At 71.5% G+C, this 15,051-nt stretch carries 13 protein-coding genes; 6 read left to right on the top strand and 7 right to left on the bottom strand.

Going from position 1 to position 15,051, the window contains the following annotated elements; translation table 11 throughout:
* The first annotated feature begins 6 nt into the window (after nt 1–6).
* Nucleotides 7–1,389 (top strand): NAD-dependent succinate-semialdehyde dehydrogenase, encoded by a 1,383-nt coding sequence (locus tag FBY23_RS12565; protein WP_141798454.1) that lies wholly within the window; start codon nt 7–9, stop codon nt 1,387–1,389.
* A 33-nt stretch (nt 1,390–1,422) separates the two neighbouring features.
* On the opposite strand, the gene FBY23_RS12560 is transcribed toward FBY23_RS12565, so the two are convergent.
* Nucleotides 1,423–2,064: a hypothetical protein gene (locus FBY23_RS12560; RefSeq protein WP_160158227.1), complete on the bottom strand. Its 642-nt coding sequence runs from the start codon at nt 2,062–2,064 to the stop codon at nt 1,423–1,425.
* 136 nt (nt 2,065–2,200) lie between these two features.
* Here FBY23_RS12560 and serA point away from each other — a divergent pair, with 136 nt between their 5' ends.
* From serA to FBY23_RS12545, 3 genes are all read left to right on the top strand, one after another.
* Nucleotides 2,201–3,394 carry a phosphoglycerate dehydrogenase gene (gene serA / locus FBY23_RS12555; protein ID WP_141798452.1) on the top strand — a complete coding sequence of 398 codons (1,194 nt, stop codon included), beginning with the start codon at nt 2,201–2,203 and terminating at the stop codon, nt 3,392–3,394.
* 126 nt (nt 3,395–3,520) lie between these two features.
* Nucleotides 3,521–4,099, top strand: a complete 579-nt coding sequence (locus FBY23_RS12550) for a DUF6318 family protein (RefSeq protein ID WP_141798451.1) — start codon at nt 3,521–3,523, stop codon at nt 4,097–4,099.
* A gap of 202 nt (nt 4,100–4,301) precedes the next feature.
* The gene (locus tag FBY23_RS12545) at nt 4,302–4,835 is read left to right on the top strand and encodes a PKD domain-containing protein (protein ID WP_141798450.1); all 534 of its coding nucleotides are present in this window, start codon (nt 4,302–4,304) and stop codon (nt 4,833–4,835) included.
* Between the two features lie 8 nt (nt 4,836–4,843).
* Here FBY23_RS12545 and FBY23_RS12540 read toward each other — a convergent pair whose 3' ends face one another.
* From FBY23_RS12540 to FBY23_RS12520, 5 genes are all read right to left on the bottom strand, one after another.
* Nucleotides 4,844–5,950: an HNH endonuclease signature motif containing protein gene (locus FBY23_RS12540; RefSeq protein ID WP_141798449.1), complete on the bottom strand. Its 1,107-nt coding sequence runs from the start codon at nt 5,948–5,950 to the stop codon at nt 4,844–4,846.
* Between the two features lie 279 nt (nt 5,951–6,229).
* Complete coding sequence (speB, locus tag FBY23_RS12535) at nt 6,230–7,168, bottom strand: agmatinase (protein ID WP_141798448.1); 939 nt, start codon at nt 7,166–7,168, stop codon at nt 6,230–6,232.
* Nucleotides 7,165–8,487, bottom strand: a complete 1,323-nt coding sequence (locus FBY23_RS12530) for an NAD(P)/FAD-dependent oxidoreductase (protein ID WP_141798447.1) — start codon at nt 8,485–8,487, stop codon at nt 7,165–7,167. The genes speB and FBY23_RS12530 overlap by 4 nt, the downstream gene beginning before the upstream one ends.
* 111 nt (nt 8,488–8,598) lie before the next feature.
* Nucleotides 8,599–9,951, bottom strand: coding sequence for a PucR family transcriptional regulator (locus FBY23_RS12525; RefSeq protein WP_141798446.1), 1,353 nt, complete (start codon nt 9,949–9,951; stop codon nt 8,599–8,601).
* Between the two features lie 11 nt (nt 9,952–9,962).
* A complete protein-coding gene (locus tag FBY23_RS12520; protein WP_141798445.1) occupies nt 9,963–10,904 on the bottom strand; it encodes a helix-turn-helix domain-containing protein in 942 nt (313 codons plus the stop codon).
* 291 nt (nt 10,905–11,195) lie between these two features.
* Here FBY23_RS12520 and FBY23_RS12515 point away from each other — a divergent pair, with 291 nt between their 5' ends.
* Nucleotides 11,196–12,344 carry a DUF418 domain-containing protein gene (locus FBY23_RS12515; protein ID WP_141798444.1) on the top strand — a complete coding sequence of 383 codons (1,149 nt, stop codon included), beginning with the start codon at nt 11,196–11,198 and terminating at the stop codon, nt 12,342–12,344.
* Nucleotides 12,345–12,419: 75 nt separating this feature from the next.
* On the opposite strand, the gene rpsA is transcribed toward FBY23_RS12515, so the two are convergent.
* Nucleotides 12,420–13,892 (bottom strand): 30S ribosomal protein S1, encoded by a 1,473-nt coding sequence (gene rpsA, locus FBY23_RS12510; RefSeq protein ID WP_141798443.1) that lies wholly within the window; start codon nt 13,890–13,892, stop codon nt 12,420–12,422.
* A 199-nt stretch (nt 13,893–14,091) separates the two neighbouring features.
* On the opposite strand from rpsA, the gene FBY23_RS12505 reads away from it, so the two are divergent.
* Complete coding sequence (locus tag FBY23_RS12505) at nt 14,092–14,883, top strand: class I SAM-dependent methyltransferase (RefSeq protein WP_141798442.1); 792 nt, start codon at nt 14,092–14,094, stop codon at nt 14,881–14,883.
* Nucleotides 14,884–15,051 lie beyond the last annotated feature (168 nt).

Here is a 15,051-nt window from a genome sequence, read left to right as displayed (position 1 = left end):
ACCACCATGACGAACACCTTCGAGGTCCACGACCCCGCCACCGGCGCGGTCATCGACACCGTCGCCGATGGCACCGTCGCCGACGCGACCGCAGCGGTCGACGCGGCCGCCGCCGCGTTCCCTGCCTGGGCCGCGACGCCGGCCCGGGTCCGTGCCGAGATCCTGCGCCGCTGCTACGACCTGATGGTCCGCGACGCCGACCTGCTCACCGGCCTGATCGCCGCCGAGAACGGCAAGTCCGTCGCCGACGCGCGTGCCGAGGTCACCTACGCCGCCGAGTTCTTCCGCTGGTTCAGCGAGGAGGCCGTCCGTGGCGAGGGCACGTACGGCGACGCGCCGGCCGGCAACGCCAAGACCCTGGTGACCTACGCCCCCGTGGGCGTGGCCGCGCTGATCACGCCGTGGAACTTCCCGGCCGCGATGGCGACCCGCAAGATCGCGCCCGCCCTGGCCGCCGGCTGCACCGTCGTCCTCAAGCCGGCCGCGGAGACCCCGCTGACCGCGCTCGCCGTGGCGAGGATCCTGCTCGAGGCCGGCGTGCCCGAGGGCGTCGTCAACGTGGTCCCGACCACCGACGCCGCTGCCGTCGTGACCGCCTGGCTCGAGGACCCCCGTGTCCGCAAGGTCAGCTTCACCGGCTCCACCGGCGTCGGCCGCACCCTGCTGCGCCAGGCCGCCGACCGGGTCCTCAACTCCAGCATGGAGCTCGGCGGCAACGCCCCGTTCGTCGTCACCGCCGACGCGGACATCGACGCGGCCGTCGCCGGCGCGATGATCGCGAAGTTCCGCGGCGGCGGCCAGGCCTGCACCGCCGCCAACCGGTTCTACGTGCACGCCGACGTTGCCACCGAGTTCGTCGAGAAGTTCTCGGCTGCCGTCGCCGCGCTCAAGGTCGGCCCGTCCGCGGACGAGGCCAACCAGATCGGCCCGGTCATCAGCGAGAAGGCGCTCACCGGCATCACCAAGCTGGTCGACGCCGCTGTCGCGGACGGCGCGAAGGTGGCCGTGCAGGGCACCGTCCCGGCCGAGGGGTGGTTCTTCCCGCCGACGATCCTGGTCGACGTACCCGTCGGTGCGCCGATCCTGTCCGAGGAGATCTTCGGCCCGGTCGCGCCGGTCGTCACCTGGACCGACGAGGCGGAGCTGCTCGCGTCGGTCAACGACACCGAGTTCGGCCTCGCGGCGTACGTCTTCGCCGGCCGGCTCCAGGACGCGCTGCGCCTCGGCGAGCGGATCGACGCCGGCATGGTCGGCATCAACCGCGGCATCGTGTCCGACCCCTCCGCGCCGTTCGGCGGGGTCAAGCAGAGCGGCATCGGCCGCGAGGGCGCCCACGAGGGCATCCGCGAGTACCAGGAGACGCGCTACTACAGCGTCGACTGGAGCTGAGTCAGTCACGAGGTTCAGCTCCGGAACCGCCCCTCACCGCTGTGTCGGTGCGGGGCGGTTCCGCCATCTCGGTCGGGGAGCCGCGGCGGCAGGTCGAAGGCGTCGAGCACCTGCTCGTCGCTGAAGACCGTGGCCGTCACGGAGCACATACGCCGCGAAGCCGGCCTGGCCGTTGGCGCGGACCGGGACGGTGCGCCAGTGCGTGCCGTTGGCCGCGAACACCCAGTCCATGAACACGCCGTAGCTCTCCGGCCCGGTGAACCAGTTGGTCATCGGCGGCATCTCCATGATCACGTCGGCCGCGTCCGGCTCCCGGGTGCGGTCCGGGTCGGCCTTCGCCATGCTGGCCCGGGCGCGCAGCAGCGCGCTGTTGACCGAGACCACCGGGTCGACACCCGGCACCCGGACATCCGGCAGCGGTTGCAACCACGGCACCTCCCCCATCTCGAACGGGCTGCGCGGGTCCGTCTCCGGGACCAGCCCGGACGGCAGCGGGCGCCCGGTCTCGCCGGCGAGCAGGATCCCCGCCTCGCTGCGGGCGATCACCGCGTCGGCGCCGAGGAAGCGCAGGCTGACCCGGGTGTCGACGGCGGTGCTGCCTCTGAGCGGACCGGCGAAGCCCGCCGCCATGGCGTCGCAGACGGCCGCCCGGCCAGCACGCAGGGAGCCGGGCATGATCGCGGGGCCGGTACCTCTGGAGTACGTACTCGCGGCGACGGTGGAACTCACCGGCCTGATCGCGACTTTTCGCGGGTGTCCACAGCAGCGGCCTGACGCGGGGTCGGGGCCGCCGCGCCGGTAGGATTCCGATGTGAAGGCCCTACTCCTCGAGAACATCCACCCGGCCGCCGTCGAGACCCTGGAGGCCCGCGGCTACGACGTGGAGCTGCGTGCGGGCTCCCTGTCCGAGGACGAGCTGATCGCCGCCCTCCCCGGCGTCCACCTGCTCGGCGTACGGTCCAACACCAACGTGACCACCAAGGTCCTCGAGTCCGCGTCCGACCTCGTCGCCGTCGGCTGCTTCTGCATCGGCACCAACCAGGTGGACCTCAAGACCGCCGCCGCCACGGGCATCGGGGTGTTCAACGCGCCGTACTCCAACACGCGCAGCGTCGTCGAGCTGGTCATCGCCGAGATCATCGCGCTCGCCCGCCGCCTGCCCGAGAAGACCCAGCGCATGCACGAGGGCGTGTGGGACAAGTCGGCCAAGGGCAGCCACGAGGTGCGCGGGCGGACGCTCGGCATCGTCGGCTACGGCAACATCGGCACGCAGCTCTCCACCGTCGCCGAGGCCCTCGGCTTCAACGTCGTGTTCTACGACACCGCCGACCGCCCGGCCCACGGCACCGCCCGCCGCGTTCGCTCGCTGCGCGAGCTGCTCGAGATCTCCGACGTCGTGAGCCTCCACGTCGACGGGCGCCCCGGCAACGCCGGCTTCTTCGGTGCCGCCGAGTTCGCCCAGATGAAGCCGCGGGCGCTGTTCATCAACGCCTCGCGCGGCATGGTCGTCGACTACGAGGCCCTGCGTGACTGCCTGGAGTCGGGCCATGTCGCCGGTGCCGCCGTCGACGTCTTCCCCGCCGAGCCGAAGGCCCAGGGCGACCCGTTCGACTCGGTGCTGCGCGGCCTCGACAACGTCATCCTGACGCCCCACATCGGTGGCTCCACGCAGGAGGCGCAGGAGGAGATCGGCTGGTTCGTCGCCGAGAAGCTCGCCCGCTTCGCCCTCGAGGGCAGCACCGCCCTGTCGGTGAACCTGCCCGCCGTCCAGCCGCCCGAGCTGCCCACCGGCCGGCGCCTGGGCCTGCTGCACCGCAACGTCCCCGGTGTCCTCGCCGACCTCAACGCCACCTTCGCCGAGGCCGGCGACAACGTCGTCGACCAGCTCCTCTCCACCAAGGACGGCCTCGGCTACGTCGTCATCGACGCCGCCGAGCCACTCTCCAGCGCCGCCCTCGACCGGCTCCGCGCCGCCGAGTACACCGTCTGGGCGCGCACCTGGTGACCACCTGAGTGGACGCCCTTCGGGGCTTTCCACAGCTCGCCGCCTGTTGGTGGCGCCTGCCGCCCGGATCGGGATAGCGTCACGAACGCGTCCCCGGTCCGGGCGCTGCAATTCTCGGGAGGACCCATGGGTACGACGCTCCGCGCCGCCGCCGCAGCTGCCGTGCTGCTGCTTGCTGCCGGCTGCTCCGACAACGGCCCGTCCCCACGGGACCCGACCTCGACCTGGAGCCCGACGGGGAAGATGGAGACACCCACCTCCGCCGCGCCCGACCCGGTCGAGCCGGAACTTCCTGCTGCGGCGGCCGAGGCGAGCGAGGTCGGGGCTCGGGCGTTCATCGAGTACTACTGGGAGCTGGTCAACTACGCCCAGGTCACTGGCGATGTGAAGGCGCTCAAGAAGGTGTCAGGGCCGAACTGCGAGCGGTGTGATGCCGGCATCGACGGGATCAAGCAGGTCTATCGCGCGGGAGGTCACATCACTGACGGTCAGTACACGCCCTCATTGACCTCGGTGACGCAGCTGACAGCCGACGATCGGAACTTCTACGCCTTCGAGGCGAAGACCCAGGTCAGCAACGTCGCACACGCTGCGGTGGAGGCAAGCGGGAGACGCGAGGAGTTCGCCGCATCGACCAAGAGCTACGTCGTCGATGTGCTCTGGGTGGAGGACCACTGGCGGCTCGACGTGATGCAGGTCGTTTGAGATGCCCAGATATCTCGCCGCCACAACCCTTGTCGCCGCGCTCTCGATCGCGACGCCAGACCCGCCTCCCCATCCGCCGCCGGTCGACACAGGCGCAGGCGACGGTGGGTTCTGGGCGGCGGCCGGCGACGAGCGCGAGGGTCAGCAGGGAAAGGGGGCGGCAGAGCCGACCGTCGGCGACGGACCTTCAGAACCGACGGCGTTGGCCGTCGGCACCGCAGCGTGCAGCGCCGCGGAGGTCGTCACCGGCTCCGAGATCGGCGTTGCTGTATGCGGAGACGACCAGCAGCCCACACTGACGCTCGCCGACGTCCAGCAGGCCTTCGCCGAGCTCAAGCTCGACCCCGGCACCCTCGTCATCCAACCACCCGACGGCCTCACCCTGGTCAACTTCAAGACCAACTTCTACACGACCACAACCACCCCGACGACCCTGACCGTCACCCTCCTCGACCAACCCGTCACCCTCGAAGCCACCCCCGCCACCTACACCTGGCACTTCGGCGACGGCCAGACCACCAGCACCACCGAACCCGGCGCCGCCTACCCCGCCCTCACCATCACCCACGAATACCTCCGCAAGGGCGACTACCGCCCCAGCCTCTCCACCACCTACACCGGCCGCTACAAGATCGGCGCCGGACCCTGGCAGACCATCCCCGGCACCGTCACCATCGACGGGCCCACCCAACCGCTGCGCGCGATCGAGGCCCAACCCAAGCTGGTCGGCTACTGACCGGCGTCTCAGGCGGCGTTGTCGAGCAGCAACGTCGTCACCATGATGTCGGCGCGCGTCGGTACCTCATCCGCCCGCGGGGCGGTGATGCGTCGTGTGCCGCTCGGATCGACCAGGTAGTGAGCCCCGTAGGGATCGCGCCAGATCACGATCCCGGGGAACGGATGTCGTACGTGCCAGCCGGCATGGGTCTTGATCCGGTGATGGGTCCGCGTCAGCGGCGCGAGGTTGTCGACACTCGTCGGACCGCCCTGGGCGTGAGGGACGGCATGGTCCAGGTCCATCCGCCGGCCGGTGTTGGCCGCGAACGGGAACACGTCGCCGGGATGGACCAGGTGGACCGCCTCACGCATGCGGGCGGGGATCTCGTAGGCGTCGACCGGCGCCATCCCCGCAAGATCGAGGACCGGCGTCACCTGCACTCGCGCGGCGGTGCCGGCCAGCAGCTCGACGATCCGGCCGACCGTGACCGGTCCATGGCCCTCGAGCCGGGCGACCGGTGAGTCGGCGTAGAGGTGGAGGTAGACCTTGGCCCGCACCTTCACCGGGCCCGCTGTCGCGTCCACCTCGTCGAGGTCGCGGTGGGCGGCGGGGTTGAGCAACAACGCAGCAGCCGCGACCCGACGATCGTTGAGCGCGGCATCGGGCATCGCGCCCTTCAACCGCTCCGCGACCGCCGTGACCGCGGCGTCGATGCCCGCGATGGTCACGGCATCGGCGCGGATGGTGAAGGTCGCCATGCCGTGCAGGTTGACCCGCGAGGCCCGTGCACAGCGCTCCTTGGCGGCTGCTTGCTCACGGACGCGGGCCAGCTCGGGCGCCGCGGCGGCGACCTTGCCTTGGACCAGCAGCTCGAAGCGGGACCACGCCAGTCGGCCGTCCGCGACCTGGACCACCTCGCCGTCGACCCACCCTGCTTCGTCGACGGCGAGCTCGCGGGTCGCCGCAGCCACCCATCGCGCGTGCGAGACCCGCACCGTCCCGGCCTGCACGCCGGCCCACAGCTTCGGCAGCCGCAGCACCAGGTCGACCGCGTCCGCGATCAGCCGGCGTGCGCCGTACGGACTCGTCTGGATCCGCGCGCCGAAGGCAGCGGCCGCATGCTCGGTGATCAACGGAGTGCCCGCTCCGCCGACCCGACGAGCACGCGTCCGGCCACGTCGATCCGAGACAGGAAGCCGATCAGGATGGTGCAGCACCGCCCACTGGTAGGCCGCCTGCAGGATCCGGCGTTCGGCCTCCACCCGGGCAGCATGAGCAGCCTCGACGAAGTCGAGGACCCCCACTGCAGGCAGACCCTTCAGGTCTGCCACCGCCCGATCGGTGACCATGCCCCGATCGAACACGAGGGGTCCGACACAAACCCCCGCGTCCCGCCCCCGGGCCGACGAGGGTCAGGCGGGCTTGCCCGGCAGCACCGACAACAGCTCGTAGGCGACGTGGGCGGCGGCGATGCCGGTGATCTCGGCGTGGTCGTACGCCGGGGACACCTCAACGATGTCGGCGCCGACGACGTTGAGACCCTCGAGGCCGCGCAGCACCTCGAGCAGCTGGGCGCTGGAGAGGCCGCCGGCCTCGGGGGTGCCGGTGCCGGGCGCGAAGGCGGGGTCGAGGACGTCGATGTCGAGCGACACGTAGACGGGGCGGTCGCCGAGGCGCTCGCGCATCCGGTTGATGATGTCGTCGATGGGCGAGCGCACGAAGTCGCGGGCGTGGACGGCGGAGAAGCCGAGCGCCTCGGACTCGTCGAGGTCGAGCTTGCTGTAGAGCGGCCCGCGGATGCCCATGTGCATCGCGTGGGTGAAGTCGATCAGCCCCTCCTCGGAGGCGCGCCGGAACGGCGTGCCGTGGGTGTACGGCGCGCCGAAGTAGGTGTCCCACGTGTCGAGGTGTGCGTCGAAGTGGAGGACGGCGATCGGCCCGTGCCGCTCGGCCTGGACCCGCAGCAGCGGCAGGGCGATGGTGTGGTCGCCGCCGATGGTGAGCAGGGTGCGCGAGGTACCGGACAGCTCGCGGGCGCCGGCCTCGATGGAGGCGATCGCCTCGTCGAGCGAGAACGGGTTGGCGCCGAGGTCACCGGCGTCGGCGACCTGTGCCCGGGCGAAGGGCTCGCTGTCGTTGGCGGGGTTGTAGGGACGCAGCAGCCGCGAGGACTGGCGGATGTGGTTCGGGCCGAAGCGGGCGCCGGGCCGGTAGGAGACGCCGCCGTCGAACGGCACGCCCCACACGAGGGTGTCGGCGTCGCCGACGTCACTGAGCCGCGGCAGGCGCGCGAAGGTGGTGTCCCCCGCGTACCGCGGGATCTGGGTCGCGTCGACGGGTCCGACGGTCATGCTGCGCCTCCCTGGCTCTGGTTGTCTGCTGCGTCCATGATCTCGCGGGCTCCACGCTTCCCCGACTCGATGGCGCCGTCAATGAAGGCGCGCCACCGGGTCGCGGTGTGCGAGCCGGTGAAGTGCACCCGGCCCTCGGGGCGGGCCAGCGCCTGCTCGTACTTCGCGAACTGGCCGGCCCGGAAGGTCGCCCAGGTGCCGTACGAGAACTCGTCGTGCACCCAGTCGTGGGTGGCGGCGTCCACGACGACGGCGTCCGGCGCGTACTCCCGTACGGCGCGCTGGACGTCGGCGAGGTCGCTCGCGTCGACTCGGTCGTGCTCGGGCGCGAAGCAGACGAGCACGGTGCCCTCGGGCGACTCGTGCATCGCGCCGACGTAGTCGAACGACGTGCCCCAGCCGTAGCCGCTGATGTCGTCGGGCACGTTCGTCGCCAGCGCCCAGACCTTCTGGCCCTGGCCGGCGTGGTTCTCCTGCGAGGCGGCGAGCTTGTCGGCGGGAAGCGCGGGCTCCCACGCGATGTCCTTGAGTACGCCGATCGGCACCGTCACCAGGACCCGCCCGGCGGTGGCGGTGCCGCCGTCGTAGGTCACCGTCACGCCGTCGGCGTCCTGCACGACCGAGCGCACCGGGGAGGACAGCTTCAGCTCACCGGCCAGGTCCGCGCGGATCGCGTCGGCCAGCGACCGGGTGCCGTCGGTGAAGGTGTGGCCCAGCACCGAGGCCTGGACCATGCCCCACAGCGAGTTGTCCATCGAGGCGCACCAACGGATGATGTCGAGCGCCGAGCCGATCGACTCGTGCGCGTTCGCGCAGCCGCAGAACCACGAGATCAGCAGCTCGCGGGCGTTGCCCTTCATCCCGACGCTGTCGGCCCACTCCTCGATCGGCACGTCGAGGTCCGCGAGGTCCTGCTCGGACAGCGGCCGGGTGTAGTCGAGGCGGTCGCCGGCGGCGAGCAGCTGGCGCACGGCGTGCTCGAGGTCGCCGTACTCCGCGGGCGTGCAGGGCAGCAGTGTCTCGAGCACCTTGCCGTGGTCCGACCAGGTCATCCGGTCCGGGAGCACCGAGTCCTGGATCGGTACGCCGTAGCGCTCCACCTCACCCCAGACGTGGGTCTGCTGCGGGACGATCCAGGTGCCGCCCATCTCCAGGCCGACGCCGCCGAGCAGGTCGGTGCGGTACCAGGTGGAGCCGCCGATCCGGTCACGCGCCTCCAGGACGAGGACGCTCCGGCCGGCCTCCCCCAGCTCGCGGGCCGCGGTCAGGCCGGAGAAGCCGGCGCCGATCACGATGACGTCGTAGTGCGGTTGGTTCATCGGGCGCTCCTGGTCGAAAACTGAATGCCCGTTCAGGATGACCCATGCCACGCCCGGAGGGCAGGGTCGGATCCTCCAATCTCGTCGACCAGCGTTGGAGGATCCTCCACCTCAGGGCAGGGCGCGCAGCGCCAGGAAGAGGTCGACCCGGTCGGCGGTGGAGGCCAGCGAGCGTCCGGTCAGCTCCTCGACGCGCTTCATCCGGTGGCGCAGCGTGTTGATGTGCACGTGCAGCGCGTCGGCCGTCTCCTGCCAGCGCCCGCCGCCGTCGAGGAAGGCACGCAGGGTGGCGACCAGCTCGGTCCCACGGTCGCGGTCGCTGTCGAGCACCCCGCCGAGCACCGTGCGGGCCAGCGCCTGCAGCACCGCCGGGTCCTGTGCGGCGAGCAGCACCGCCGGGCTGGCGAGCTCCTCGTGGGTCAGCCAGCCCTCGACACCGCGTGCCACCAGGGCGTCGGCCGCGTGCCGCGCCTGGAGCAGGCTGACCCGCAGGTCCTCCGCGGCAGCGGCCTGTCCGACACCGACATAGCCCACGACCGGCACCCGGGCGACGTCGTCCCCCACGAGGCACACGACGTCATCGGCCCGCTCCACGACGAGGTACGGCGCCAGCGCGGCCGCGACCGCAGCCGGGGTCACGCCCCGGGCGACCACGCAGCGCAGCATGCGGCCGAGAGGGACACCCAGCGCCTCGAGCCGCGCGGTCACCGTCGCGGCCGGTGCGCCGGTGGCGATCCACTCGACGACCTCCCGGGCGTAGCGCTGCTCGGTGGCACGCACCGCCCGCTCCCGCTCCAGCTCCAGCGCCAGGAAGGGCATCGCACTGGAGACGGCGGCCTGGACGTCGACGTCGAGCGCGGCGAGCGGGCGCGGGAGCACCAGTGACGCGTCGGCGAGCCCCTCACCGATCAGCGTGACCGGACAGCCGCCCTCGGGGACCGGGCCGTGGGTCGTCGTACCGGCGACGACGGCGACCTCGATGCCGAGCCGGCGACGCAGCACGCGCAGCACCGAGTCGACACCCCGTTCGGCGCGCAGCGCGGCCACGATGGCGCCGTGGTGCTCGAGCTGGCGGCGCAGCGGCGCCTCCCACTCGACCCGCTTGGCGGCGACGAACACCTCCGCCACCTGGACGAAGGGCACCGCGACGGGTACGGCGAAGCAGGTCAGCCCGCGCGCCGCGGCGGCGGCCACCAGGTCGGCGGGCGCCTCGTCGTCGGCTGCGAGCCGGCCGAAGCCGATCGCGATCGCACCGGCATCGGCGACCTCGTCCACCCATGCCGCGGGCGCCTGACCGAGTCGCTGCCAGGCACCGGTGGTCAGCACGACCTCGCCACCACGGAGGAACTCCCCCGGGTCGGCGACCTCGATGCTGTGCACCATGCGCACCTCCCGGTCCACAGCACCGGGGACCAGGACCTCGAGACCGAGCGCCGGGTCGTCGAGCAGCTCGTGGAGCAGCACGTCCGCCCCGCTCAGCAGGCGAACTGGCGGCGGTAGCTCTGCGGGCTGACGCCGCGGACCCGCACGAAGTGGTGGCGCAGCGTCGCGGCGTTGCCGAAGCCGACCTCGCCGGCGATCCACTCGACCGGCTGCTCGGTGCGCTCCAGCAGCTCCTCGGCGGCACTGACCCGCTGCCGGGTGACCCAGTGGTGCGGGGTCGTTCCGGTCTCGTCGCGGAAGCGGCGGGCGAAGGTGCGTGGCGACATCAGCGCGCGCTTGGCGAGCGCCTCGACGGAGTGGTCCTCGCCGAGGTTCTCCAGGATCCAGGTGAGCAGCGGGCGGAGCGTGTCGGCGTCGCAGTCGGGCACGGCGCGGGCGATGTACTGGGCCTGTCCCCCGTCGCGGTACGGCGGCACGACGGCCCGACGCGCGACGATGTTGGCGATGCCGGCGCCGTACTCCTGGCGCCAGATGTGCAGCGCGGCGTCGAGCCCGGCCGCACTGCCGGCGCCGGTGACCACCTGGCCCGCGTCGACGTAGAGGACCTCGGGGATCACCTTCGCGAGCGGGTACTCGCGCTGCAGCCGCTCGGTGTGCATCCAGTGCGTCGTGCACTCGCGGCCGTCGAGCAGGCCGGCCTGGCCGAGCACGAAGGAGCCACTGCAGACCGACATCAGCCGGGCACCGCGGTCGTGGGCGGCGCGGATCGCGTCGAGGACGGCCGGCGACGCATCGCCGTTCTTGATCGCGGGGATCGCCACCAGATCGGCCTCGGCGACCCGGTCGAGACCGTGGGCGGCCTGCAGGGTGAAGCCCATCGAGGTGCGCATCGGGCGGTCGTCCTCGGCGCACACGGCGAAGTCGATCGCCGGCACGCCGTCGTCGGTGCGGTCGATCCCGAAGGCCTCGCACAGGATCCCCAGCTCGAACGGAGCGACGCCGTCGAAGGCGATCACGGCCACGTTGGTCAGCACCGGACCACTCTCGCAGCAGAGTGGCAGATAATCAATGCAGTGCGTCTTTTCTGCCACTGGTGGCAGGAACTGCGCCAGAGCATGATTTCTGCCATGACCATCGCACTGATCCTCCTCCTGCTTCTCGCCGGGCTCGGCGGGCTCCTCCACTGGGCACACCGCGACGGGCTGCTCATCCGCCAGCAGCCCACCTGGTTCGACTGACCCGCACGGGCAGGTGGGGATATCCCCACCTCCGGTTCGGGGCCTGGACTCCGCGCGGTCACCGCCTGCGGCGACGAGCGTGGAGCCATGACCACCACCACTCTCGGGCCCACCCGACGCAGCGAGCGTGCGCTCGCCCCCGACCTGATCCGTGGCGCGATGCTGCTGTTCATCGCGCTCGCCAACGCAGGCAACTGCGCCTTCGCCGGCCAGCCCGGCCTCGACCCCGACCCGCACGGCATCGCCAGGGTCCTCAACTTCGGGCTCTCCCTGCTCGTCGACAGCCGGGCCTATCCCGTCTTCGCGATCATGTTCGGCTACGGCCTGGTCCAGATCGCCCGGCGCCAGGAGCGTGCCGGCGCCGACCCCCGGCGGGTCCTCGTCCGGCGCAACGCCTGGCTGGTCGGCTTCGGCCTCGTGCACGCGGGCCTGCTCTACTTCGGCGACTTCCTCGGCGCGTACGGGCTGCTGGGCCTGGCCGCGACCTTCCTGCTCGTGCGCCGCACCGACCGCTTCCACCGGGCGGTGCTGTGGCTGTGGGGACTGCAGTCGATCTACCTCGTCGTGCTCCCGGTCCTCGCCGCCACCCACGACTGGTCCGGCGGCGCCGGGCTGGTCAACTCACCGAACCCCTCGCTCGCCGCGGACTCCTACCGCGCCTCCATCGGCGACCGGCTCGCCGAGTGGCCCGCCCACACGCTCTCCGTGCTGCCGGCCATCGTCATCGTCTGGCTCGGGATCTGGGCGGCTCGGCGTCGGATCCTCGAGAACGTCGACCAGCACCGCACCCTGCTCGTCCGCACCGCGGTCATCGGCCTCGGCATCGCGGTCCTCGGCGGACTCCCCTACGCCCTCGTCGCCGCCGGCGTCCTCCACCCGGCCGCCGGCACCGTCGACATCCTCGCCCTGCTCCACGACGTCAGCGGCGAGTACGCCGGGCCCGGCTACATCGCCGCCCTCGCCCTCCTCGGCGCCCGCCTCTCCCGCACGGGACGAGTCGGCGCCGTGGCCGCTCTCGGTCAGCGCTCCCTGTCCGGCTACCTGCTCCAGTCGGTGTGCTGGCTGGTCCTGTTCGCGCCCTTCGCCCTCGACCTCGGCGGCCACACCGCCTTCGCGGTGCTCGCCGCGGTCGGCGTCTGGCTCGCCTCCGTGGCGCTCGCCGCCGGCCTCCACAGGCGCGACCACCCCGGCCCGGCCGAGAAGGTCCTGCGCCGGCTCACCTACGGCCACCGCTGAGACAGCCAGAAAGACCCGAAGGCCCCGACCGTACGGTCGGGGCCTTCGTGGTTGCTGCGGTGAAGCGTGGGGCGATCAGTTGCCGCCGGTCAGCTTCTCGCGAAGCGCCTGCAGCGCCTCGTCGGACGCGAGCGAGCCGCCGGTGGCGTCCTCGGCCGGGGCGGAGGAGTACGAGCTGGACTCGCCCGCCTCGATCTCGGCCTGCTTCGCGTCGGCCTGCTGCTTGACGTGGGCCTCCCAGCGAGCGTGCGCCTTGGCGTACTGCTCCTCCCACTTCGCACGCTGCTCGTCGAAGCCCTCGAGCCACTCGCCCGTCTCCGGGTCGAAGCCCTCGGGGTAGATGTAGTTGCCCTGGTCGTCGTACGTGGCCTCCATGCCGTACAGCGTCGGGTCGAACTCCTCGACGTCCGCCGCGGCAGCGGTCTCGTTGGCCTGCTTGAGCGAGAGGGAGATCCGGCGACGCTCGAGGTCGATGTCGATGATCTTGACCATGACGTCGTCGCCGACCTGGACGACCTGCTCCGGGATCTCGACGTGGCGCTCGGCCAGCTCGGAGATGTGGACCAGGCCCTCGATGCCCTCCTCGACCCGCACGAACGAGCCGAAGGGAACCAGCTTGGTGACCTTGCCGGGGACGATCTGACCGATCTGGTGGGTCCGGGCGAAGTGCTGCCACGGGTCCTCCTGGGTCGCCTTCAGCGACAGGGAGACACGCTCGCGGTCCATGTCGACGTCGAGGACCTCGACGGTGACCTCGTCACCCACGGTGACGACCTCGGACGGGTGGTCGATGTGCTTCCAGGACAGCTCCGAGACGTGGACGAGACCGTCGACGCCGCCGAGGTCCACGAACGCACCGAAGTTGACGATCGAGGACACGACACCCTTGCGGATCTGGCCCTTCTGGAGCTGGGTGAGGAAGCCGTGGCGGACCTCGGACTGGGTCTGCTCGAGCCAGGCACGGCGCGACAGGACCACGTTGTTGCGGTTCTTGTCGAGCTCGATGATCTTGGCCTCGAGGGTCTGACCGACGTAGGGCTGCAGGTCGCGGACCCGGCGCATCTCGACGAGCGAGGCGGGCAGGAAGCCGCGCAGGCCGATGTCGATGATGAGGCCGCCCTTGACGACCTCGATGACGGTGCCCTCGACGACGCCGTCGGCCTCCTTGATCTCCTCGATCGTGCCCCAGGCGCGCTCGTACTGGGCGCGCTTCTTGGACAGGATCAGGCGACCCTCCTTGTCCTCCTTCTGGAGAACGAGAGCCTCGACCTTGTCGCCCACCTGGACGACCTCGGACGGGTCGACGTCGTGCTTGATCGACAGCTCACGCGAGGGGATGACGCCCTCGGTCTTGTAGCCGATGTCCAGCAGAACCTCGTCACGGTCCACCTTGACGATGGTGCCGTCGACGATGTCGCCGTCGTTGAAGTACTTGATGGTCGCGTCGATGGCGGCCAGGAAGTCCGCCTCGGAGCCGATGTCGTTGACCGCGACCTGGGGCGCGTTGTCGTCGAAGCTCGCAAGGGGGGTCGAGAGGGTGCTCGTCATGTAGTCGGTCAGTCCTTGAAGTGGGCAGATGTAGTCGGGATGATGCGTCTGCGGACCGTCGCCCGGCGGGCAGGCCAGCACACAGACGTCCCAGAGTACGCGCCGCCCGACGTGGGAGTCCAACCGGCGACCACTATCCTCGGCAGACGTGCAGGACGTCGAGGGCGCAGAGGGCGTCGAAGCATGGCCACATCCCCCCGTGACCGCCCACCGGCGGGCCGCCGACGAGGGCGAGTCGCGCCGTGCCAACGGAGCCGACTGGGACCGGTACGCCGACGAGTACCAGGCGACCCACGGCGGGTTCCTCGGTGACATCGGCTTCGTGTGGGGCCCCGAGGGGCTGAGGGAGGAGAACGCCGGGATCCTGGGCGAGGTGCGCGATCGCGACGTCCTCGAGGTCGGCTCCGGCGCCGGTCAGTGCTCGCGCTGGGTGCGCAGCCGGGGCGGGCGCGCCATCGGGCTCGACCTCTCCCACCGGCAGCTGCAGCACTCGCGACGGATCGACGAGGCGTCCACGGTCGTCGTACCCAGCGTGCTCGGCACCGCCACCGCGCTCCCCTTCGCCGACGCGAGCTTCGACGTCGTGTTCTCCTCCTTCGGGGCGCTGCAGTTCGTGGCCGACATCGACGTCGCCGTCGCCGAGACCGCGCGGGTGCTGCGTCCGGGTGGCAGGTTCGCGTTCTCGATCACCCACCCGACACGGTGGATGTTCCCCGACGATCCCGGCGAGGAGGGGCTGACGGCGACCCAGTCGTACTGGGACCGCACGCCGTACGTCGAGGTCGACGACGCGACCGGCGCGACGTCGTACGTCGAGCACCACCGCACCCTCGGCGACTGGGTCGCGCTGCTGGCGGGGGCGGGCTTCCGGCTGACCACGCTGCTCGAGCCGGAGTGGCCCGAGGGGCACGAGCGGCTCTGGGGCGGGTGGTCCGGGACCCGTGGGCGGCTCACGCCGGGCACGGCCATCTTCGGCGCGGACCTGGGCTGACCTGGTCATTTCGGGCCATGGCCGGCCGGGCCTTCCGTCCTCATTCCGGCCGGATCGGCGGCGTACCCCTCCCCGGGACCGTCCCGCTCATCAATAGTGGCGGTTCGGGAACCGTGCTGGAGGGAGCACCTCATGTCCGCATCACAGGCGCGTCGCAGGCTCAGGGCC

Source organism: Nocardioides sp. SLBN-35 (assembly GCF_006715725.1).
Classification (GTDB): domain Bacteria; phylum Actinomycetota; class Actinomycetes; order Propionibacteriales; family Nocardioidaceae; genus Nocardioides.
This window is presented reverse-complemented; position numbering and strand designations above follow the sequence as displayed.

Bases quoted from the DNA above. Each gene is read 5' to 3' on its own strand.
- FBY23_RS12550 (WP_141798451.1), top strand. From the start codon at position 3,521: ATGGGTACGACGCTCCGCGCCGCCGCCGCAGCTGCCGTGCTGCTGCTT.
- rpsA (WP_141798443.1), bottom strand. From the start codon at position 13,892: ATGACGAGCACCCTCTCGACCCCCCTTGCGAGCTTCGACGACAACGCG.
- speB (WP_141798448.1), bottom strand. From the start codon at position 7,168: ATGACCGTCGGACCCGTCGACGCGACCCAGATCCCGCGGTACGCGGGG.
- FBY23_RS12560 (WP_160158227.1), bottom strand. From the start codon at position 2,064: ATGCCCGGCTCCCTGCGTGCTGGCCGGGCGGCCGTCTGCGACGCCATG.
- FBY23_RS12515 (WP_141798444.1), top strand. From the start codon at position 11,196: ATGACCACCACCACTCTCGGGCCCACCCGACGCAGCGAGCGTGCGCTC.
- FBY23_RS12565 (WP_141798454.1), top strand. From the start codon at position 7: ATGACGAACACCTTCGAGGTCCACGACCCCGCCACCGGCGCGGTCATC.
- FBY23_RS12530 (WP_141798447.1), bottom strand. From the start codon at position 8,487: ATGAACCAACCGCACTACGACGTCATCGTGATCGGCGCCGGCTTCTCC.